Here is an 18,709-nt window from a genome sequence, read left to right as displayed (position 1 = left end):
TTGACCCGCGCCGCCAGTTCGGTCGGCATTTCCTGGGTCGGCGGGCGGCGGGCCAGCGCGTTGACCCGCGCCGCCAGTTCGGCGAAGGCGAAGGGCTTGACCAGATAGTCGTCGCCCCCGGCTTCCAGGCCCTCGACCCGGTCGTCGATCCCGCCCAGAGCGGTAAGCAGCAGGACCGGGGTCTTGACGCCCGAGGCGCGAATGGTCCTCAGGATCGCCAGGCCGTCGATCTCCGGCAGCATTCGGTCCAGGACGATGACGTCATAGGTCTCGCCCGCCGCCAGCATCAACCCGGTGCGGCCGGTGGCAGCGGAATCGACGGTGTGACCGGCCTCCGACAGCGACCGCTTCAGATAGGCCGCGGCCTCCTTGTCGTCCTCGACGATGAGCAGCTTCATGGATTGAGCCTGCCTGCATCCCGCGCCGGCGGAAAGGCCCGGCGACGCGCCGGGCCCCCGCAGCTGTCTAGTCGGGATGCGCCCCTTCCGCCTTGTTCTCGAGAACCTTGCCGGAGCTCGCATCGACGCCGACCTCGAAGGTCTTGCCGTGGCTCTTGATGTCGAAGGACCACCGCAGGCCGCTGCCGCCGGATTCCTTTTCCAGTTCCCGGTCCGTCACTTCGCCTGGACGGGCCTTGAGGGCGATCTTCTGGGCCTGCTCCAGCCCGACCTTCGCCATGGGCGCGAGTTCTTTGCCGGTGTAGGAATTGGGAGCGGCCGCCTGGGCCGCGGCGCCGGACATGGCAAGGGCGACAGCGCAGGTTGCGAGGACGCGTTTCATGTAAATCTCCGTTGGCAGCCCGCCAGCCAGGGCACCATGGGCCAGGCGACCTTCGGCGCGCATTGCGCGGCCATTAACATTCCTCAATCGGCGGGCGGGCTCGGGAGCGCTTGTTTTCCGCCCGGTATCCTCAGCAGCACCGACCAGGCCGCCAGCGCCCAGGCGCCCCCCAGGCACCAGCCGGCCAGAACGTCGCTGGGCCAATGGACGGCTAGATAGACGCGGCTGAATCCGATCGCCAGCACCAGCACCATGGCAAGGAGATAGACCATCGCCTTGGTCGCGCGGTTGGGCTCGAGGCTGGCGATCAGCATGGCGAGCGTCAGATAGGTCGCCGCCGAGAGGGTGGAGTGGCCGCTGGGAAAGCTCGCCGAATAGACGTAGCTGCCGTGCGGCACCAGCTCCGGGCGCGGGCGGTGGTAGAAGACCTTCAGGCCCTCGCTTGAAATGTCGGCCAGCAGCACCGTGGCGGCCAGCACCAGGGCGTGGCGTCGGCGCCCGTGCATCAGGAAGGCCAGGACGCCGACCACGGTGACCAGCACCATCACCGTGACGCCGCCCAGCGCGGTGACATCGCGCATGGCCTCCTCGAAGGATCGCGAGCCCAGCGGAACGGCGGGATTGGCCGGGCTGCGCAGCGCCAGCAGGATGTGCCGGTCGAGCGCCAGGGTGTCGCCCTCGCCCATCTCGCTGGCGAGATTGAAGAACCCCCACAGCGCCCCGCTGATGCCGATCACCAGGATCAAGGCGCGGCTTTCGATACGACGTATGAGTTTCAGCATGGGAACCCGACAGCGCTCTGGACCGTAACGCCTAGGCGGGGCTTTGGGGGCCGGGAGGCGCAGGCAGGGACTGCATCGACCGTTCCACCGCGGCCTGGGCCGCGTCCCGGCTGGCGTCGGCGCCATCGGCCAGGGTCACCCCGTCGAGATCGTAGACGCACCAGCGCCAGCCGGTCTCGCTCTGGCTCAGCGTATAGGCCAAGGACGGTTCTTGCATCGGCGCGCTCCGGCAATCCACGAGGTCCCAATTCGCAACCGCGACATGGGTTGCCCCGGCGTGCAGCAAAACCCGTGCCCTGCAACGAGGCGCCTGCAAGTGCGGCTCAATCCGCCTGATCGAGCAGTTCAGCGCCTGCATCCCGGACATTGGCGCAGCCGGTGAGGATCATCGCCACGGCCAGTTCAGAGCGCAGGGTCGCCAGCAGGCTGGCGATCTTCGCCTCGCCGCCCGCGCCCAGCGCATAGGCCCAGGCGCGGCCGATGAAACAGGCCCTGGCCCCCAGCGCCAGGGCCTTCAGCACATCGAGACCCGAGCGGATGCCGCCATCCATGTAGACTTCCAGATCTGAGCCGACCGCCTGGGCGATGGCCGGCAGCGCCGAGACCGAGGACCGCACGCCATCCAGCTGACGACCCCCATGGTTGGAGACGATGAGCCCCTGAGCGCCCGCCCGCACCGCGTCCCTGGCGTCCTCGACATCGAGCACGCCCTTGACGACGATCGGCCCGTCCCAGACCTCGCGCACCCAGTCCAGGTCCTTCCAGGTCACCGAGCGGTCGAAATTGCGGGCGATCCAGGACAGGTAATCGGTCACCCTGCGGCTGTCGGTCACGGCGGACGCCACCGAACCCAGGGTGTGCGGCCGCCCCCGCAGCCACACATCCCACATCCAGGCCGGGTGGGTGATCCCGTCCCAGGCGGTGTTCAGCGCGCCGGACAAACCGCTCGATCCGGTGAAGCCGGAGCGGATATCGCGATAGCGGCTGCCAGGGGTCGGCAGGTCGACGGTGAACGCCAGGACCGGACAGCCCGCCGCCTTGGCCCGGGCCAGCAGTTCGCGCATGAAGCCGCGGTCCTTCAGCACATAGAGCTGGAACCAGGGCGGGGTCCCGGCGGCGGCCACCTCCTCGATGGGGCAGACGCTGACAGTCGACAGGCAGAAGGGAATCCCCGCGGCGGCGGCCGCGCGCGCGGCCTGCACTTCGCCGCGCCGGGCATTCATCCCGGCCATGCCCACCGGCGCCAGGCCGATCGGCATCGCGAATTTCTGTCCCAGGCTCTCGACGCTCATATCGAGCCTGGACATGTCGCGCATCACCCGCTGGCGCAGGGCGATGGCCTCGATGTCGGCGACGTTGCGCGTCAGTGTCGTCTCGGCGTAGGAGCCGCCGTCGATATATTCGAAGAAGATGTTCGGCAGCCGCCGCCGCGCCAGCTCCCGATAGTCCGACACCGACGCCGCGCGCATGGCCTCTCCCCGAAGATCCGGGCGAACTTGGACCTGCAAGCGGGCGTCGACGCAAGTCGTCAGGCGGAAACGGCGGCCGGCGTGGCCGCGGGCGTCTGGTCAGGCGGGCCCATGACGATCCACACCTGATGGGCGCGCGCCAGGAGTTCGCCGCCGGCGCCGAACAGCGCCACGCCGGCGGTTTCCTTGCGACCCTCGCGCGCCAGCGGCCAGGCCATGACGATGCAATCCTCGCCCGCGCGGGGCCGGCGCAGCACCTCCCCGGTCATTGTGCCCAGCAGCGCGCCGTGGTGGCCTTCCCGCGCCAACCAGGCGAAGAAGCCGGGGCAATCCAGGGCCGCCCAGACGATCTCACTCGGGATCAGGCCATCAGCGCCGGCGAAGTCGGGATGGGGGGTCCAGACACAGGCGACGCGGCCGGCAGGCGCGCCCTCGATTTGGCCAGCCAAGACCCGCAGGCCGTCACCCTCCGCTCGCTCGCTCCCGCAGGTGAAGCAGATGGGATGGATGCGCTCAGTCAAGCCGGGACTGCGCGCGCCGGCTTCGCGGGCCGCTTGCAGGCCAGGCGGCTCAGGGACCGGCGGCAGGATCGCGCCATCGGAGGCGACACCGGCCCCGATCAGCGCGCCGTCGGCCTCCGAGGTCAACTGGAAGACACCTTCGTGAACCCCAAGATCCAGCTGCTCGTCCAGGGGCGGGCGGGCGCGAAGCACCGCCGTCGCGGGTCCGTCGATGTCTTTCGCCAGGACGCCACAAACATAGCCGCCGTTGCCGGAGGTGGACGGCCCGCAGAATTGCCGGGCGATAACGAACTTGGACAAGGGAGCGATCACTCTTGGAAATTGTGGTTAGACGCAATAGTCGAGGCTTCTCCACCGATCCGCTAAGTCGCGGAAGCCCAAAATCGCCGCGGCGGCGTTGGAGCCGGCGGGCCCGCGCGCTAACCTGGGGTCAGACCGTCATTGGCGGATTCGACCGGACGACGAACTTTAGGAGATTGCGGTGAGCGAGCGGATGGAACGGCCCTGGGCCCTGATGCGCCACCACGCCGGCTGGGCCGACGTCTTCCATATCGAGACCGAGAGCGCCGATTCGATTTCCGGCTTCTATCCCGACCGCGAGACGGTGGGGCCGGCGGTGACCTATTCCACCCGCGCCGTACTGGCCCGTTTCCCGACGCTGGAAGCGGCCCGCGCCGCCCGCGAAGGCGCGGTCGCCGAATGGCGCAAGCACGACGCCGGTGTGCGCGACGCCGAGGTGATCCTGCGCGAAGCCGAAAAAGCCCGCGAGGACGCCTGGCTGAAGTGCCTGCGCGACGCCGCGGAGCGCTGACGTCCGGCCGTTGGAGCCAAAGTGACGTGGGAGCCAGGGTGACGGGCGCGTCAGGCCACCGTCAGCGGCGCGGCGCGGGGCCGGCGGTCTTCACTGGAACGCCTTCCTGAGCGCCCTCGGCGATCAGCGCGCCACAGTTGGCGTCCTTGGCGAGCCCGGCGTCGATGAACGGCAAGATCGCCGCCAGCGGACTGAGCACCGCGGCCAGCGCCAGCGCCGCCCCGCCCTGGGCGATGGCGCCGCCCTTTTCCAGGCCCAGCGTCGGATGCAGGATCGGGCCAGCCAGGGTGATCGGCACGTTCAGCCGCACCAGGTTGAATTTTTTCGGGTGGCCCTGCACCCGAAGCCGCAGGGTCTCGGTGTCGAGGTTGATGTTTCCGTCGCCGACAATCAGGACGGGGCCGGTGTCGACCAGCAGGCGATCAGCCTTGAGCACCCCGCTTGTGGCCTTGAAATGCGCAACTGCGCAGCGGATCGGGGTCGTCGATGTGTTCTTGGCGAATAACAGCCCCAGGCCCTTGATCAGGTCGACGCCGGCGAGCTCGGCCACGGACTGGCGGATCTCGCCGCCTGGAACCACCACGGCGACCTCGCCATAGGCGTCGGCCATCGCGTCATGCACGGAATCCCCGGTCCCGTGCAGCTTGGCGCGGCCGGTCAGGACCCCGGCGAAGGGAACCGACCCCTGGAACTTGACCGGCAGCAGGTTTTCCAGCCGGGCGTTCGACAGCCGCAGATCGAGGTCGGTGACCGCGTCCTGCTGGCGGCCGTTCAGTTGAACGTATCCCGTGATCCTGCCCTGCGGCAGGTCGAGCTCGACCGGTTCGGCGCGCAGCAGGCCGGCGTCGAGCTTCACACGCACCGAGGCCGTCCGCAGATGGATCGGCGCCTCGGTGATAGAGGCGGCGCGGAAGGTCACGTCGGCGTCCAGGTTGCGGATGCGCTGGAAGTTCAAGGTGGCGTCGGGGAAGATCTTCGCCTCGGCCTGCATCTTCCGGGCGACGGCGATCTGCGAGGGCGAGGCGACCTTGCCGTGCCGGCGCGCGCCGCCGAACAGCGCGCCGAGGTCGGGGAAAACCAGCGCCCTGGAGTGCAGCTCAGCGGTGAGGAACGGCCGCACGCCACCGGTCTTCACCGACAGTGAGCCCCCCAGATCGCTGCTGCCCACCCGGCCGCCAATCCTGTCGAACCGCCACAGATGGACGTCGCGCGACAGCCGGCCGGTAAGCGCGTAGGGCGGGCTGTTCGGCATCGGCACGCCGGTCAGGCCATAGAGCTCCGACAGGTCGGGACCGCGCGCGGTGACGTCCATATAGACCTGGGCAAGGTCGAAGGGCTTGGGCACGGCGCCCCTGGCCGTCACATAGGTTTCCCCGGCATGGATGTCGGCGTCGAAGGGGTAGGGCTTTTTCCGGTCGATGTTGAGCAGCGGCCCACCGGTCACCTTGAGATCGAAGGGCTGGGCGTTGAGCACCCCTTTGCCAGTCATCTGGAAGCCCTTGTCGGCTTCGCCCAGCCGCTCGTTGGCGTCGAGGGTTCCGGAGAAGCTGAGCTTGCGCGCGTCGTCGCGGTAGGCGAGCAGGCCATCGTCGATGACGAACCTGCGGATCGGCGGCAGCCGCAGCGGCTGGTCGCGTTGCTTGCCGTCGGAAAAATCCCACGTCGCGCGGCCCTTGGCGTCGCGATAGAGCGCCAGGCGCGGCCGGTCGAATTCCAGCAGCATAAGGTCCAGGCGACCGCTGAACAGCGCCGCCAAGCGTAACTGAACGGCGATCCGGTCGATGTCGGCGAGACTGGCCCTGCCGGCCCAGGCTGGGTTGGCGATGTGAACGCCCTCGATCGTCGCGCTGGGCTGCCATGACCAGGGGTAGACCCGCAGGTTGCCGGTGATCGTCACCTGACGGTGCATGCGCGCCGAGGCGATCGCGGCGAGCGGGCCGCGCAACCCGTTCCAGTCCCAGAGCGCGAACAGGATGGCGATGACGAGCGCCAGACCCGCCAGCACGACGCCTGTCCAGGCGAGCGCCCTGCGGCCAGGCGGTCTCGGGATCGTCTCGGTGGTCAAGGGGATCGGCTCCGCGGCGCACAGAGCCACTTAACGCGCGAGCAGCCGTTTGGCGCCGCTAGTGCGTGACGCCGCGGCCGGTGAAGGCGCCCAGCGCCGTGAGGACGAGGATCCGCAGGTCGAGGGCCAGCGACATCTGCTCCAGATAGTCCCGGTCAAGCCGGGCCTTCTCGGGGATCGGCAGATCGTCGCGACCATTGATCTGCGCCCAGCCGGTGAGGCCGGGCCGCAGCACATCGACGCCGGCCTGCGTCCGCAACGCCACCAGATCGTGCTGATTGAACAGCGCGGGCCGTGGCCCCACCAGGCTCATGTCGCCCTTGAGCACGCTCCACAGCTGCGGCAGCTCGTCGAGGCTCGTGCGCCGCAGAAAGCCTCCCAGCGGCGTCACCCATCGGTCCGGCTCGGCCAACAGGTGCGTGGCCACGTCCGGCGCGCCGAGCCGCATGGTGCGGAACTTGGGCATCGGGAACAGCCGGTTGCGCCGCCCTACCCGCTGCGACCAGTGCAGGGCCGGCCCCCGGCTTTCCAGCCGCACGGCGATGGCGATGGCCAGCATCGGCAGCGACAGCAGGACGAGCCCCACAAGGCCGCCCAGGATGTCCATCGCCCGCTTCAAGACCACCCCGCCCCCGTCCGCCGCTCAAACCGGCCACGACGGTTGTAGGCGCAGCCCTTTGCGGGCGCCAGTTCAGGCGGTCTTCGGTGTGATCGGCTTCTTCGTCTTCAGAGTCGCGACCGCCGCCGGGACCTCGATGGCGCCGGGGGGCGCGGCCTCAGGCACCGGTGCGGGTGCGGCCTCAAGCGCTGCCTCGATCGCAGCCTCCGCGACGGGTTCCGGCGCAGCTTCAATGATGGCTTCAACCGCCGGCTCGGCCGCCGCTTCAACGACAGGCTCCGGAAGGACCTCGGCGGCGGCTTCCACCACCGGCTCTGGCATCGCCTCGACCGGGGCTTCAACGACAGGCTCGGGCGTCGCCTCGGCGACGGCCTCCAGGACAGGCTCCGGCGTGGCTTCAAGGACGGCTTCGACGACCGGCGCGGCGAGCGCGGCCACTTCGGCTTCAGCGACCGCCTCGACCTTCGCCGGGCCCGCGAACATCGCCTCCAGGTTCGCGGTCTGCGTCCAGCGGGTCATCCACCACCAGGCCGCTCCGGTGGCGGCGGCGCCGGCGAACAGGCCCCAAAGCGGCGAGGCCAGGCCGACGGGCACGCGCAGCATGGCTTCCGGCTTCACGGCGGGCATGGTTTCGGGGGCGTTGGACATGGGGATCTCCTGCGAAGATTGTGCGTCGCAACATATCATGCCGCGCAATCTCGCAAGTGCGAAAGATCCGTGAAACAACAATTGTGATCGGGCGCCTGAACGGCAGGCGCCGGATCAGACGGTGTAGACCCGCGCCTCGCCGCCCTCGCCAAGCGTGCGCGCCGTCCAGCCGCAGATCGCCCGCAGGGGCGCGACCATCTCGTCCGGCGCGCCCGGCAGGACCAGAGCGCAGCCGTTCATCTTCAAGGGGTCGCTCAGTGGCCGCATCCGCGTCTCGGCCACCAACGCCGGAGCTCGAACCTCGTCCTCAAGGTCGCGCAGGAAGGCGTCGAAGGTCTCCAGATCCTTCAGCGGCAGCCAGACAAGGGCTACCGCGTCGCGGTTGCGGCGGCGCACGCTGGCGAGGGTTTCAACGATCCGCCGGTAGTCGTCGGCCTGCTCGAACGGCGGATCGATCAGCACCAGCACCTGCCCCACGGCCGGCGCCTGCGCCACAGCGGCGTCATAGCCGTCGGCGCACAGCGTGCGAACGCCGCGTTTGGGCTTCATCAGGTCGCGCAGGGCCGCGTGCTCTTCGGGGCGCAGCTCACAGGCCAGGTAGCTGTCGCCGGCGCGCAGGGCCTGGGCGATCAGCCAGGGGGAGCCGGGGTAGCGCCTGACCGCGCCGCCGCTGTTCAGCGTCATCACCGCCGCCGTCAGGGTCCCAAATTCGGCCGGCGCGTCGGTCGCGGCCATCAGCCGGACGATCCCCGCCTGCGCCTCGCCGGACTTGCGCGCCTCCGGGCCGGCCAGGTCGTACAGCCCGCGCCCGGCGTGGGTGTCGATCACGCTGAGCGGGCCCGGCTGGGCCATCAGCTGCGCCAGGATCTGCGTCAGAGCCGCGTGTTTCACCAGGTCGGCGAAGTTCCCGGCGTGGAAGGCGTGGCGATAGTTCAAGGATGGGCTCTCCAGGGTGTTCAACCCCGCGTCGCCTTAGCATGCCAGCAGCTTAAGTCTCCCGACCCTGGCCTTCCGCGACGTCGGCCGCCTATGGTCGAGCCAACACCGGCGCGAGGGAACCGCGCGGACCCCGGAGAACACCCATGCTGCCCCAGCGCCTGCGCTTCGGCGCCTTCATCGCGCCCTTCCATCCGATCGACGAGAACCCGACGCTGGCGATCCAGCGCGACCTGGAGCTGGTGCAGTGGATGGAACAGCTGGGCTACGACGAGGCCTGGATCGGCGAGCACCACTCCGCCGCCTATGAGCTGATCGCCAGTCCCGAGGTGTTCATCGCCGCCGCCGCCGAGCGCACCAAGCACATTCGCCTGGGAACCGGAGTCTCGTCGCTGCCCTATCACCACCCGCTGATGCTCGCCGACCGCATCAACCAGCTCGACCACATGACGCGCGGGCGGGTGATGTTCGGCGTCGGGCCGGGCGCCCTGGTCTCCGACGCCTTCATGATGGGCATCCCGGTGGGCCAGCAACGCGACCGCATGGACGAGGCGCTGGGCGTGATCGTGCGCCTGCTGCGGGGCGAGGAAGTCACCCACAAGTCCGACTGGTTCGAGCTCGACAAGGCGCGCCTGCAGATGACGCCCTACTCGCGACCCAGCGTCGAGATCGCCGTCGCCAGCCAGGTGTCGCCGACCGGCGCGCGGGCGGCCGGCCAGCATGGCGTGGGCCTGTTGTCGCTGGGCGCGACCTCGACCGCCGGCTTCAACGCGCTGGCCTCGAACTGGGCCATCGCCACCGAGCAGGCGGCTACCCATGGCAAGACCATGGACCGCAACGCCTGGCGGCTGGTGGGTCCGGTGCACATCGCCGAGACCCGCGAACAGGCGATGGAAGACGTGCGCTTTGGCCTCGACAAATGGATCTACTATTTCCGCGAGATCGCCAACCTGCCGGTCGTCCCCGAGGGCGACGACCCGATCAAGGCCATGGTCGACTCGGGCCTGGCGGTGATCGGCACGCCGGATGACGCCATCGCCCGCATCCGCCAGCTGGTGGACGAGAGCGGCGGCGGCTTTGGCGCCTTCCTGCTGATGGCGCACAACTGGGCCAACTGGGGCGCCACCAAGCACTCCTACGAGCTGATGGCCCGCTACGTCTTCCCGCACTTCCAGAACCTCAACGACAATCGCACCGCCTCGATGGCCTGGGTCAAGGACAACAAGGAAGCCTTCACCGCCGAGGTTCGCGGCGCGGTCGGCGCGCGCATCGTCCAGCACATTGTGGAAAAAGGCGCCGGCAATATCAGCCCCGACATCGTCGCCCAGATCACCGGCGCGGCGGCGCCGGCAAAGGCCGACAGCTAGGGAGGTCGGATGGACCTCGCGGCCTATTTCGAGCGGATCGGCTTTGCCGGCGAGGCGCGACCGGACCTGGCGACCCTGCGCGCCCTGCACAGCGCCCATCTGCTGGCGATCCCTTACGAAAACCTCGACGTTCAGCTCGGACGTCCACTGACGATCGATCCGGCCGCGGCGTTCGACAAGCTGGTGACGCGCCGGCGCGGCGGCTGGTGCTACGAGATGAACGGCCTGCTGGGCGCCGCGCTCGACGAGATCGGCTTCGAGGTCACCCGCATGGCCGGCGCGGTGATGCGCGAGGTCCGCGGCGACGACGCCATCGGCAACCACCTGGTGCTTCTGGTGGACCTGGGCGAGCCCTGGATCGCCGACGTTGGCCTGGGCGACGGGACGCTGGAACCCTATCGCCTGCGGGCCGGGCCGCTGGAGTCAGGAGGCTACAGCTTTGCCCTGGAGGCGCTCGACGATCGCTGGTGGCGATTCCGCAACCATCAGTTCGGCGGCGCCCCGTCATTCGACGTCGCCGTCGCCCCCACGCCGCTCAACGTCCTGGCGGAAAAGTGCCACGAGCTGCAGACTGCGCCGGACTCGATGTTCCGGATGAACCTGATCTGCCAGCGCTTCAAGGGCGACGGCGTGATCCTGCAACTGCTCGGGCGAAGCCTGCGGACCCTGCGGCCGGGGACCAAATCGGACCGCCTCCTGGCCTCCGCCGACGAACTCGTCAGTGTGCTCGCCGGCGACTTCGGCCTGGACGTCCCGGAGGTCGCCGACCTGTGGCCCCGCATCTGCGCACGCCACGAGGAAGTGCGGGCCGCCCAGGCCGCCGCCGCCGCAGCACTGCCCGCTTAGCGCCGGTAGGTGAACCCGACCCGGAAGGTGCGAGGCTGGGAATAGCTGGTCACGAAGTCCGCCGTCTTGCCGGTGGAGATCCTGGCGTCGGCGGCGTTGTCGACGGCTAGGTAGACCTCTTCGTCCGGGGCGAGGCTCCAGGCGGCGCGCAGGTTGAGCTCGGCGCCGGGCGCGAGGCGGCGGATGTTCTGGTCGTCCTCGAACGCCAGGCTCATGTAGCGCAGGGCGCCGCCGAGCGTCAGCTTCTCGCTCGCCCGCCAGTCAAGGCCCGCGGTGACCGTCCATTCGGGGGTCTGGGCCGGCCGCCGGCCGGTCAGCTGCCGGGCCGTGGCGCCGCCGTCGATCCGGGCGTGGGTGTAGGCGAAGGCCGTGCGCCAGGTGAGCGCTGTCGCCACCTGGCCGGTGGCCTCACCCTCCACGCCCCAGGCGTCAATCTCGCCGGCGTTCTGGCGCTGGCGCAGCGTGCCGCCGGCGGGAATGAACCCGGCGATGGGCAGGAGGATCCCAGGGCCCACGCCCAGCGTGACGTTGAGGATCGGGTCGTTCAGCTGGTTGTAGAACACCGTGGCCTGCCAGTGGACGGAGCCGTCACCACCGATCCCGGCCTCGACGCCGCTCAGTTTCTCGGGCCGCAGGCGGGGATTGGCTTCGGTGATGTCGTTGCCCACCCGGAACGGCCGGTGCAGCTCGTTGAGGGTCGGCGCGCGGAAACCGGCATATGCCGCGCCACGCAGCCAGAGGTCCGGCGCGAGCGTATAGCGCAGGCCGAGGCGGCCGGTCGGCACCGTGCCGGAGTCGTCCGGCGCCGAGGCGTTGAGGCTGGTGACGCCGGTCGCCAGCACGAACTCATGGCGCAGGGCGTCGCTTGAGCTCCAGCTGTCCAGCCGCACGCCGCCGGTGACAATCCACGGCCCCTGGTCGTAGGCGCCCTCGAGATAGACCCCGCCGACGAAGGTTTTGCCCCCGGCGTCGCGGCCCATGGTGAAGGCGTTGCTGACCACCCGGAACCGCTCATGGTCAGTTCCGTTGGCCCAGCGCGCGTCCGCGCCGAGCTCCCATGACGCCTGACCGAGGCGGCCCTGCAGGGCGGCGTTGAGCCCATAGCCGCGCGCCGGGGTGGAGAGTTGGTTGTTGGCCGGCGTCGTGGTGGCCCGGCTGGCGGCCACGGCGACGGAGCTGTTGGCCAGGTCACTGGTCCGCGTCCAGGCCTGCACCCGCCACCCGCCGACCCCGTCGGTCGCCGGCCGCGCCAGGGTCAGCGTCGCCGAGGTCCCCTTGGCGGTGGAGCCCGCGCCCAACAGGCCCGCCCCGCGCTTTTCCTCGAACGCGCCCACGCGAAGGGCCGCGTCAACGTCGCCGAAACGGTGCTGCGCGCGCACGGCGACGCTGGCGTCCTTCAGGCTCAGAGGCCGGTCCGCGGCGCCGGCTGCCGCGCCGCGCACCGGGGTGTAGCCGTCGCTGGATTCCGCCACCGCGGTCAGCAGGAGGCTCTGCGTCCCGCCGGAGACCGCGCCGCGATAGCCGCCGCGCTCGCCCGCGGACAGGTCAAACGCCCCCAGGCCGTCGCGCGCACCGCGCTCCCGCAGAGCGACGACGCCGGTCAGCGCCCCGGCGCCATAGGGCCCGGCGCCCGCGCCGCGGACAATGGTGGCGCCCTCCAGCCCTTCGGCCGGCAGGGCGGTCCAGATCACCCAGCCGCCGAACGGATCGTTCACCGGCGCGCCATCCAGGGTCACCAGCGCCCGGCCCGCGCCCGAACCGGCGATGCTGCGCAGGGAGACCCCTTGCGTCGTCGGATTGGCCGACAGCGAGGTCGTCCGCCGGAACAGCGACACGCCCGGCGCGCTTTCCAGCGCCTGGTCGAGGCGCGGCGTCGCCTTGAGGATCGCCGGATCGATGCGCACCGCGCTGAACGCGGCCTCGCCGCGCAGCGGCGCGAGCCTTGGCGGATAGACGACGACGGCTTCCACTTGAGCGACGGGCGGCGGGCTAGCGGGCGGGGGGGCAACGGCGGGCATGGGCAGGAAACCTTGCGGGGCTGGAGCCCTTCCCACTGAGGTTGGCTCAACCTGAGTGGGAAGGGCTCCAGATATGGACGACGACCCTGTTCTTTCCCGACTGACTTGCTTCAACTCAGTCGGGACAGGGTCTAGGGCTGGGCATTCGCGGGCGACAGGGCTATCCAGCCGCGATGCGGAGCGCAACAGCCAAGGTCGCCATCGTCACCGGCGCGGGCAGCGGTATCGGCCGGGCTGTGTCGCTGGCGCTGCTGAACGCGGGCTGGGCGGTGGCGCTGGCCGGGCGTCGGGTCGATCTGCTGCTGGAGACCGCGAGCCTGGCGGGCGGCGCCTCGGCCCGCGCCTTGCCCCAGGCCACCGATGTCGCCGATCCGGCGTCGGTCGCGGCGCTGTTTGCGGCGACCAAAGCCCGCTTCGGCCGGCTGGATCTGCTGTTCAACAACGCCGGGACCGGGGCGCCGCCCGTCCCATTGGAAGAGCTCTCTCTCGATCACTGGAAACGCGTCGTCGACATCAACCTGACGGGCGCCTTCCTCTGCACCCAGGGCGCGTTCCGGATGATGAAGGACCAGGACCCGCGCGGGGGACGGATCGTCAACAACGGCTCGATCTCGGCACACGCGCCGAGGCCCCGCTCGGTCGCCTACACCGCCACCAAGCACGCGATCACCGGCCTGACCCGGTCGACCTCGCTGGACGGGCGGCCCTATGACATCGCCTGCGGCCAGATCGACATCGGCAATGCCGCGACCGAGATGACCCGGGCGATGAGGTCCGGCGTAATGCAGGCCGACGGCGCCATCGCGCCTGAGCCGGTCATGGACGTCGCCGCCGTGGCCGACGCGGTGCTCTACATGGCCGGACTGTCGCTCGACGCCAACGTCCAATTCATGACGGTGATGGCGACGAAGATGCCGTTCATCGGGCGGGGATGACTGCGAGCCGCGGATTGAGAAATTTCTCTCCTTACGCTAATGTAAGGAATTCCGCGCAGCGAGGCGAACCTATGACAACCGCCACTCTCACCAGCAAGGGTCAGATCACCGTGCCCGCGGCCGTCCGCGCGGCGATGGGGGTCGACACCGGCGATCGGGTCGAGTTCATCGAGATCGCCCCCGGGCGCTACGAGTTCATCGCCGCGACGCTGCCGGTGACGGCCCTGAAAGGGATGTTCGAAAAACCCGCCAGGCCTGTGTCAATCGAAGCGATGAACGACGCCATCGCGCGCCATGGAGCCGCGGCGGCGAAGGTCCCCAAGTGATCGGCTTGGATACCAATGTGCTGGTCCGCTACATCTTGCAGGACGACCCGCGGCAGTCGGCGCTGGCGACAACCCTGATCGAAAACCTGAGCGCTCAGACGCCGGGCTTTGTGCCGCTGGTCGCCGTTGTTGAACTGGTCTGGGTCCTGGCATCCGCCTATCGGCTCGCCCCCGGCCAAGTCGCTCAAGCTCTCGAAACCCTCCTGCGCACCAAGGAGATCGTCGTCGATCAGGCTGAAACCGTTTGGAAGGCCCTGCGAGCCTTTCAGGGCTCGCGGGCCGACTTTGCCGACTGCCTGATCGCCCAGACCGCGCTGGCCGCGGGCTGCGAGCGCACGGTGACCTTCGACCGGGTCGCGGCGCTCGAAGGCCGCATGACGCTGGTTCCTCAGTCCGCGTAGACCGCCGCGCGTTTCTGTAGGTTCGACGTCACCGCCTCGATCTGGTTCGGCGAGCCGATCAGCGCGCCCTGTTCCACGCTTTCCGCCAACAGGATGGCGTGCTGGTCGCCCTCGCCCATCAGGTTCAGCAGCCGCTTGCCGGCGCGGATGGCGTGGGGGTTCTTCGCCGCGATCTCGGCGGCCAGCGCCAGGGCCTCGGCGCGCGGATCGGCGCAGACGCGGGTGGCCAGGCCCATCGCCACCGCCTCCTCACCGCCGAAGACGCGGCCGCTGTAGGTCAGCTCGCGGGCCACGTCGTCGCGCACCAGGCCGCGCATCAGCACCATGCCGGCCATGTCGGGGATCAGCCCCCACTTGATCTCCAGCACCGCCAGCTTCACGTCGGCGGCGACGAAGCGCAGGTCGGCGCCCAGCGCCAGCTGGAAGCCGCCGCCGAACGCCACCCCGTGGACCGCGGCGATCACCGGAACCGGGATCTCGCGCCAGACCATACAGGCGTGCTGGGCGTGGTTGGATCCGCCCTCGGTGCGCTTGCTGGCCACCAACGCGGCGGACGATCGGCTCTCGCCGGAGGCCATTTGGGCGAAATTGCTCATGTCGAGGCCGGCGCAGAAGGCCCTGCCCTCGCCGGACAGCACCACGGCGCGCACGCCGGGCTCGGTCTTCAGCCGCTCGCCGGTGTCCACCAGGGCGGCGAACATGGCGTTGTCCAGCGCATTCATCTTGTCGGTGCGGACCAGGCGCACGTCGGCGACGCCGTCCCGGATATCCACCGTCACGCGGTCGTTCATCGCAAGAGCTCCTTCAGACAGATCAGGCCGCGGCCAGCAGGTAGCCGACGCGGGGAAAATGCACGTGCATCAGGTCAAGCTCGCCGGCCTCGCGGGCGATGGTGATGCGGTCGGGGGTGACGCTGACCAGCCGACCCGCGATGGGGTCGCGGCCATAGTCGTCGGCGCTCACGGTCACGGCGACGCCAGGCGCAAGGCCCGAGGGATCGGCCGGATCGCTGCCGGAAACCGCGGCCGGCGTGGCGGCCCTCGCCACCTGCAGCGCCTCGGCGCCGGTCATCTCCTTGCGTGCGCCATGGCCCAGCGCCGCCATCCGCGCGCGCCAGGCGACGGTCTTGGGCAAGCCGGTGAGCAGGACATCCATCGCCGCCGCCGCCGCCCGGCCCAGCCACCAGATGTTCATGTAAGCTGCGATGTCGGAGAGAGAGGGCGTTGATCCACCGAGGAAATCATTGCTGGCCAGGCCCCGCTCGATCCAGGCGGCGTGCGCCCGCCACTGGCCCTTCATCGGCCCGGCCACCGCCTTCATGGCGGCCACATCGAAGGGCCGGCCAGAGAGTTTCTCGCGGTCCTTGATGAAAGCCTCGGGGACACTGTCGCCCATCTCGCCGAACACCACTGCCACCGTCGCCTGGAAAAACAGCCGATCGGCCCACAGATTGACCGCCCAGTCGGCGCCGCGCACCACGGCGGGTTTGCGATGCCTGGCCTCGATCTCGGCCAGGATGACTTGCGTGTCGCAATAGATGTCGGCGCCGATCTGCAGCACCGGAATGCGCCGATAGCCGCCGGTCAGCGGGATCAGCTCCGGTTTGGGCATGATCACCGGCTGGATCACCGAGCGCCAGGACAGCCCCTTGACGCCCATCATCACCCGCACCTTTTCCGAAAAGGGCGAGGTGTCGTAGTGGTGCAGGATGATTTCGCTGGCCATGATCTAGAGTCCCACCACGCCCGCGCCGGGCTCGCGCGCATAGAGCGCCTCGACCTGCGCATGGCGGTTGTCCAGCGACGCGCGCTGGTTCACATAGCCCTTGTCGGTGATCTCGCCGGCGTCGATCGAGGGCATTTCCTTCAGGATCGAAAACCGCCCGATCCGCCGCGACGATCCGCCCGCCGTGGCGTTGAAGGCCGCCAGCCGCGCCTTGAGGATCGGTTCGAGCTTGGCGATGGGATCCTCGCCCAGCCCCGCCAGCGCCGCCGGCGAGGGCCAGATCAGGGCCCCGGCGAAGGGCTTGTCCTGGCCCGTCACCACCGCGTCGAGCACATAGGGGCTGCACGCCGCCACGATGTCCGGCCGCAGCGTGCCCACCGAGACCCAGGTGCCCGAGTCCAGCTTGAAATCCTCGGTGACCCGGCCGTCGAACACCAGGCCCTGGCTCGGGTCGTCCGGATCGAGGAACCGGCAGGCGTCGCCCAGCTTGTAGAAGCCTTCCTCGTCGAAGGCCGCGGCGGTCTTCTCCGGATCGTTGTGGTAGCCCGACGTGACGGTCGGCCCCTTGACCCGGACCTCCAGCTTGGTCCCGTTTGGCGCCAGCTTGAGCGTGATCCCCGGCAGCGGCAGGCCGATCAGTCCCACCCGCTCGGTGATCCAGTGGACCACGGTGATCCCTTGCGTCTCGGTGGCGCCATACATGGTGGTGAGCGGGATGCGAAAGCCGGTCTCGGCGATCGCCAGGGCCTGCAGGCGCTCGGACACGTCGGTCGACAACGTCGCCCCGCCATAACCCATGCTGCGCAGGTTCTTGAAGAAGCTTCGGCGCAGCACCGGATCGGCTTCCATCGCCTCGGCCAGCATGCCGAAGGCCACCGGCGCCGAGCCGAACCCCATCGGCGAGATCTCCGACAGGTTCTTTATCGTCGTCTCGAACATCCCGGGGATCGGCTTGCCCTCGTCCAGGTGCAGCGTGCCGCCCGCCCACAGCACGCCGTTGAAGCCGATGTTGCCCGCCGAGATGTGGCTCCAGGGCATCCACTCCAGGCTTTGCGGCACGACCTCGGGGTCGGCCGGCTCGCCGCGCAGGCCCTCCATGCCGGCGATCACGCCGGCGAACATGCCGTGCGTCTGCGGCGCACCCTTCGGCATGCCGGTAGAGCCGGAAGTGAACAGATATTTGGCCACCGCCGCATGGTCGATCCGCGCGCGAGCCGCCTCGACGGCGGCGGTCGGCGGGGTGGCGATCAGCTCGGCGAGCGCAACGGTCCCGGCCCCGCCGTCCACCGAGACGAAGGTCAGCGTCGGGTCCAGCGCCTTCAGGGTCGTAAAGGCGCGGGCGAACATCGCCGAATTCTGGGCGAACACCACCCGGGGCTTCACCGTGGCGAAGCAGTGCTTCAGCTTGGCGTGGTCGGAGGAAATCAGGCTGTAGGCCGGGCTGATCGGAGCGATCGGCACGCCGGCGGTGTAGCAGCCCAGCATGACCAGGCCGTGCTCCACCGAATTGGCCGACAGCACCATGACGCTGTCGTCCGCGCCTAAGGCCCGATCGAGCAGCCACTGGGCGATCCCGTCAGCGGCGCGCTTGGCCTGGCCATACGTCACCCCGCCCCAGGGCCCGTGACCTGGCGCGCGCTGCAGGATGTAGGGCCGGTCGGGATGGGCCGCCGCGCGCTCGGCCAGCAGGCGGGCGATCGAGTGCGGCCCTTCGCCCGGCGGATGGTTGGAACGCACATACCAGGTCCCGTCGGCGGTCCTCTCGATGGCCACGTCGGGCGCCTTCTGCGGCAGCGGCTTGAACGGCGGCGGCCCGTCCTGTGGCTTTTGGGTGGTCGCGGCGGCCAGATCGTCAGCGGGGCTCATGGCGAGCCTCCTCCCCTATTGCTTGTTGGTCGAAACCCTAAGCCAACGCGACGCGCGAGCAAGCGCGCCCCGACGTCAACCTTGGCTGAAGTCCGCCTTGGGGCGTCGGATTTTGCGTGGGATCGGGATGGCGCGCGCGTGCGCGTCCTTTCCCGTCAAAGGGGAAGGGCCAGGACGCACGGGCTGAAGCGCCGGCGACCAACGCAAGTGGCTCTGGCGCCCGGATCGGCCTTGCAGGCCGTCCGGGGTGGCAAAGTCTGGGGGTTTTGGAGCTTCGGAAGTCGCCGAGACGCGGCCGCCGTGATCGCCCGATCAGGAGGTGTCGGCGGGCGGCGGCGGGGCGTCGTGGCCGTTGGGGCGCGCGCCCGGGGTAGGGCCAGTCTCCGGCGGGGCGGCCGAGGCCACAGCCTTGTGCGGCGCCAGCACCGCGTCGGCCCTGGCGGCTTCCACCGCGAGCTCTTCGCAGAGCCGGGCGATCAGCTGGTCGGGGTCGAGGTCGAGGAAGTCTTCTTCCTCGGAAACATCGTCGAGGCGCTCCTGGATCAATCCGAGAAGGTGGAAGGACTCGCCGTCGTCGTCCTGGATCTCCGGGTC

General features: G+C 69.6%; 21 protein-coding genes. 6 read left to right on the top strand and 15 right to left on the bottom strand.

The features are described 5' to 3' along the window. The 6 genes from RMN86_RS12445 to RMN86_RS12420 form a co-directional block, all read right to left on the bottom strand. Positions 1–398, bottom strand: a 398-nt coding sequence (locus RMN86_RS12445) for a response regulator (protein WP_309606162.1), incomplete at its 3' end; no start/stop codon positions are given. A gap of 67 nt (positions 399–465) precedes the next feature. Next, positions 466–780, bottom strand: a complete 315-nt coding sequence (locus RMN86_RS12440) for a PepSY domain-containing protein (protein ID WP_309606161.1) — start codon at positions 778–780, stop codon at positions 466–468. Positions 781–863: 83 nt separating this feature from the next. Then, the gene (locus RMN86_RS12435; protein ID WP_309606160.1) at positions 864–1,562 is read right to left on the bottom strand and encodes a phosphatase PAP2 family protein; all 699 of its coding nucleotides are present in this window, start codon (positions 1,560–1,562) and stop codon (positions 864–866) included. 31 nt (positions 1,563–1,593) lie between these two features. Continuing rightward, on the bottom strand, positions 1,594–1,779 hold the full coding sequence (locus RMN86_RS12430) for a hypothetical protein (RefSeq protein WP_309606159.1): 186 nt from the start codon (positions 1,777–1,779) through the stop codon (positions 1,594–1,596). 106 nt (positions 1,780–1,885) lie between these two features. Then, positions 1,886–3,031: an L-lactate dehydrogenase gene (locus RMN86_RS12425; RefSeq protein WP_309606158.1), complete on the bottom strand. Its 1,146-nt coding sequence runs from the start codon at positions 3,029–3,031 to the stop codon at positions 1,886–1,888. Between the two features lie 59 nt (positions 3,032–3,090). Beyond that, positions 3,091–3,852 (bottom strand): hypothetical protein, encoded by a 762-nt coding sequence (locus RMN86_RS12420; RefSeq protein WP_309606157.1) that lies wholly within the window; start codon positions 3,850–3,852, stop codon positions 3,091–3,093. Positions 3,853–4,033: 181 nt separating this feature from the next. Between RMN86_RS12420 and RMN86_RS12415 the strand changes: the two genes are divergently transcribed. Beyond that, the gene (locus tag RMN86_RS12415) at positions 4,034–4,363 is read left to right on the top strand and encodes a hypothetical protein (RefSeq protein ID WP_309606156.1); all 330 of its coding nucleotides are present in this window, start codon (positions 4,034–4,036) and stop codon (positions 4,361–4,363) included. Between the two features lie 61 nt (positions 4,364–4,424). Here RMN86_RS12415 and RMN86_RS12410 read toward each other — a convergent pair whose 3' ends face one another. From RMN86_RS12410 to rlmJ, 4 genes are all read right to left on the bottom strand, one after another. Beyond that, positions 4,425–6,428: an AsmA family protein gene (locus RMN86_RS12410; protein WP_309606155.1), complete on the bottom strand. Its 2,004-nt coding sequence runs from the start codon at positions 6,426–6,428 to the stop codon at positions 4,425–4,427. 58 nt (positions 6,429–6,486) lie between these two features. Continuing rightward, entirely contained in the window at positions 6,487–7,047 is a 561-nt protein-coding gene (locus RMN86_RS12405; protein ID WP_405041347.1) for a sugar transferase, read from the bottom strand. 72 nt (positions 7,048–7,119) lie between these two features. Next, on the bottom strand, positions 7,120–7,695 hold the full coding sequence (locus tag RMN86_RS12400; protein ID WP_309606153.1) for a hypothetical protein: 576 nt from the start codon (positions 7,693–7,695) through the stop codon (positions 7,120–7,122). A 114-nt stretch (positions 7,696–7,809) separates the two neighbouring features. Beyond that, a complete protein-coding gene (gene rlmJ / locus RMN86_RS12395) occupies positions 7,810–8,631 on the bottom strand; it encodes a 23S rRNA (adenine(2030)-N(6))-methyltransferase RlmJ (RefSeq protein ID WP_309606152.1) in 822 nt (273 codons plus the stop codon). Between the two features lie 146 nt (positions 8,632–8,777). On the opposite strand from rlmJ, the gene RMN86_RS12390 reads away from it, so the two are divergent. After that, positions 8,778–9,998 carry an LLM class flavin-dependent oxidoreductase gene (locus RMN86_RS12390; RefSeq protein ID WP_309606151.1) on the top strand — a complete coding sequence of 407 codons (1,221 nt, stop codon included), beginning with the start codon at positions 8,778–8,780 and terminating at the stop codon, positions 9,996–9,998. Positions 9,999–10,007: 9 nt separating this feature from the next. Next, complete coding sequence (locus RMN86_RS12385) at positions 10,008–10,844, top strand: arylamine N-acetyltransferase (RefSeq protein WP_309606150.1); 837 nt, start codon at positions 10,008–10,010, stop codon at positions 10,842–10,844. Here RMN86_RS12385 and RMN86_RS12380 read toward each other — a convergent pair. Further along, positions 10,841–12,814, bottom strand: coding sequence for a TonB-dependent receptor domain-containing protein (locus tag RMN86_RS12380; protein WP_309606149.1), 1,974 nt, complete (start codon positions 12,812–12,814; stop codon positions 10,841–10,843). The two genes, RMN86_RS12385 and RMN86_RS12380, sit on opposite strands and share 4 nt — an antisense overlap. 221 nt (positions 12,815–13,035) lie before the next feature. On the opposite strand from RMN86_RS12380, the gene RMN86_RS12375 reads away from it, so the two are divergent. The 3 genes from RMN86_RS12375 (at position 13,036) to RMN86_RS12365 (ending at position 14,524) form a co-directional block, all read left to right on the top strand. Continuing rightward, positions 13,036–13,797: an SDR family oxidoreductase gene (locus RMN86_RS12375; RefSeq protein ID WP_309606148.1), complete on the top strand. Its 762-nt coding sequence runs from the start codon at positions 13,036–13,038 to the stop codon at positions 13,795–13,797. Between the two features lie 71 nt (positions 13,798–13,868). Then, the gene (locus RMN86_RS12370; protein ID WP_309606147.1) at positions 13,869–14,123 is read left to right on the top strand and encodes an AbrB/MazE/SpoVT family DNA-binding domain-containing protein; all 255 of its coding nucleotides are present in this window, start codon (positions 13,869–13,871) and stop codon (positions 14,121–14,123) included. Beyond that, a complete protein-coding gene (locus RMN86_RS12365; RefSeq protein ID WP_309606146.1) occupies positions 14,120–14,524 on the top strand; it encodes a type II toxin-antitoxin system VapC family toxin in 405 nt (134 codons plus the stop codon). Before RMN86_RS12370 ends, RMN86_RS12365 begins: the two co-directional genes overlap by 4 nt. Here the strand turns inward: RMN86_RS12365 and RMN86_RS12360 are convergent. The 4 genes from RMN86_RS12360 to RMN86_RS12345 form a co-directional block, all read right to left on the bottom strand. Further along, positions 14,512–15,315: a crotonase/enoyl-CoA hydratase family protein gene (locus RMN86_RS12360; RefSeq protein ID WP_309606145.1), complete on the bottom strand. Its 804-nt coding sequence runs from the start codon at positions 15,313–15,315 to the stop codon at positions 14,512–14,514. The genes RMN86_RS12365 and RMN86_RS12360 overlap by 13 nt on opposite strands. Positions 15,316–15,337: 22 nt before the next feature. Beyond that, positions 15,338–16,249 carry a glutathione S-transferase family protein gene (locus RMN86_RS12355; RefSeq protein WP_309606144.1) on the bottom strand — a complete coding sequence of 304 codons (912 nt, stop codon included), beginning with the start codon at positions 16,247–16,249 and terminating at the stop codon, positions 15,338–15,340. A 3-nt stretch (positions 16,250–16,252) separates the two neighbouring features. Next, positions 16,253–18,115, bottom strand: a complete 1,863-nt coding sequence (locus RMN86_RS12350; protein WP_309606143.1) for an AMP-binding protein — start codon at positions 18,113–18,115, stop codon at positions 16,253–16,255. Positions 18,116–18,427: 312 nt separating this feature from the next. Beyond that, positions 18,428–18,709: hypothetical protein (locus tag RMN86_RS12345; RefSeq protein WP_309606142.1), on the bottom strand; the 282-nt coding region annotated here is incomplete at its 5' end.

Origin of the sequence: Phenylobacterium sp. (genome assembly GCF_031360265.1) — a bacterium.
Taxonomy (GTDB): domain Bacteria; phylum Pseudomonadota; class Alphaproteobacteria; order Caulobacterales; family Caulobacteraceae; genus Phenylobacterium.
The sequence above is the reverse complement of the archived record's forward strand: the minus strand, read 5'-3'. Positions and strand labels throughout refer to the sequence as shown.

Coding starts and splice junctions, on each gene's coding strand:
- RMN86_RS12440 (WP_309606161.1), bottom strand. CDS start 780: ATGAAACGCGTCCTCGCAACCTGCGCTGTCGCCCTTGCCATGTCCGGC.
- RMN86_RS12390 (WP_309606151.1), top strand. CDS start 8,778: ATGCTGCCCCAGCGCCTGCGCTTCGGCGCCTTCATCGCGCCCTTCCAT.
- RMN86_RS12385 (WP_309606150.1), top strand. CDS start 10,008: ATGGACCTCGCGGCCTATTTCGAGCGGATCGGCTTTGCCGGCGAGGCG.
- RMN86_RS12375 (WP_309606148.1), top strand. CDS start 13,036: ATGCGGAGCGCAACAGCCAAGGTCGCCATCGTCACCGGCGCGGGCAGC.
- RMN86_RS12355 (WP_309606144.1), bottom strand. CDS start 16,249: ATGGCCAGCGAAATCATCCTGCACCACTACGACACCTCGCCCTTTTCG.
- RMN86_RS12360 (WP_309606145.1), bottom strand. CDS start 15,315: ATGAACGACCGCGTGACGGTGGATATCCGGGACGGCGTCGCCGACGTG.
- RMN86_RS12435 (WP_309606160.1), bottom strand. CDS start 1,562: ATGCTGAAACTCATACGTCGTATCGAAAGCCGCGCCTTGATCCTGGTG.
- RMN86_RS12430 (WP_309606159.1), bottom strand. CDS start 1,779: ATGCAAGAACCGTCCTTGGCCTATACGCTGAGCCAGAGCGAGACCGGC.
- RMN86_RS12370 (WP_309606147.1), top strand. CDS start 13,869: ATGACAACCGCCACTCTCACCAGCAAGGGTCAGATCACCGTGCCCGCG.
- RMN86_RS12425 (WP_309606158.1), bottom strand. CDS start 3,031: ATGCGCGCGGCGTCGGTGTCGGACTATCGGGAGCTGGCGCGGCGGCGG.
- RMN86_RS12400 (WP_309606153.1), bottom strand. CDS start 7,695: ATGTCCAACGCCCCCGAAACCATGCCCGCCGTGAAGCCGGAAGCCATG.
- RMN86_RS12350 (WP_309606143.1), bottom strand. CDS start 18,115: ATGAGCCCCGCTGACGATCTGGCCGCCGCGACCACCCAAAAGCCACAG.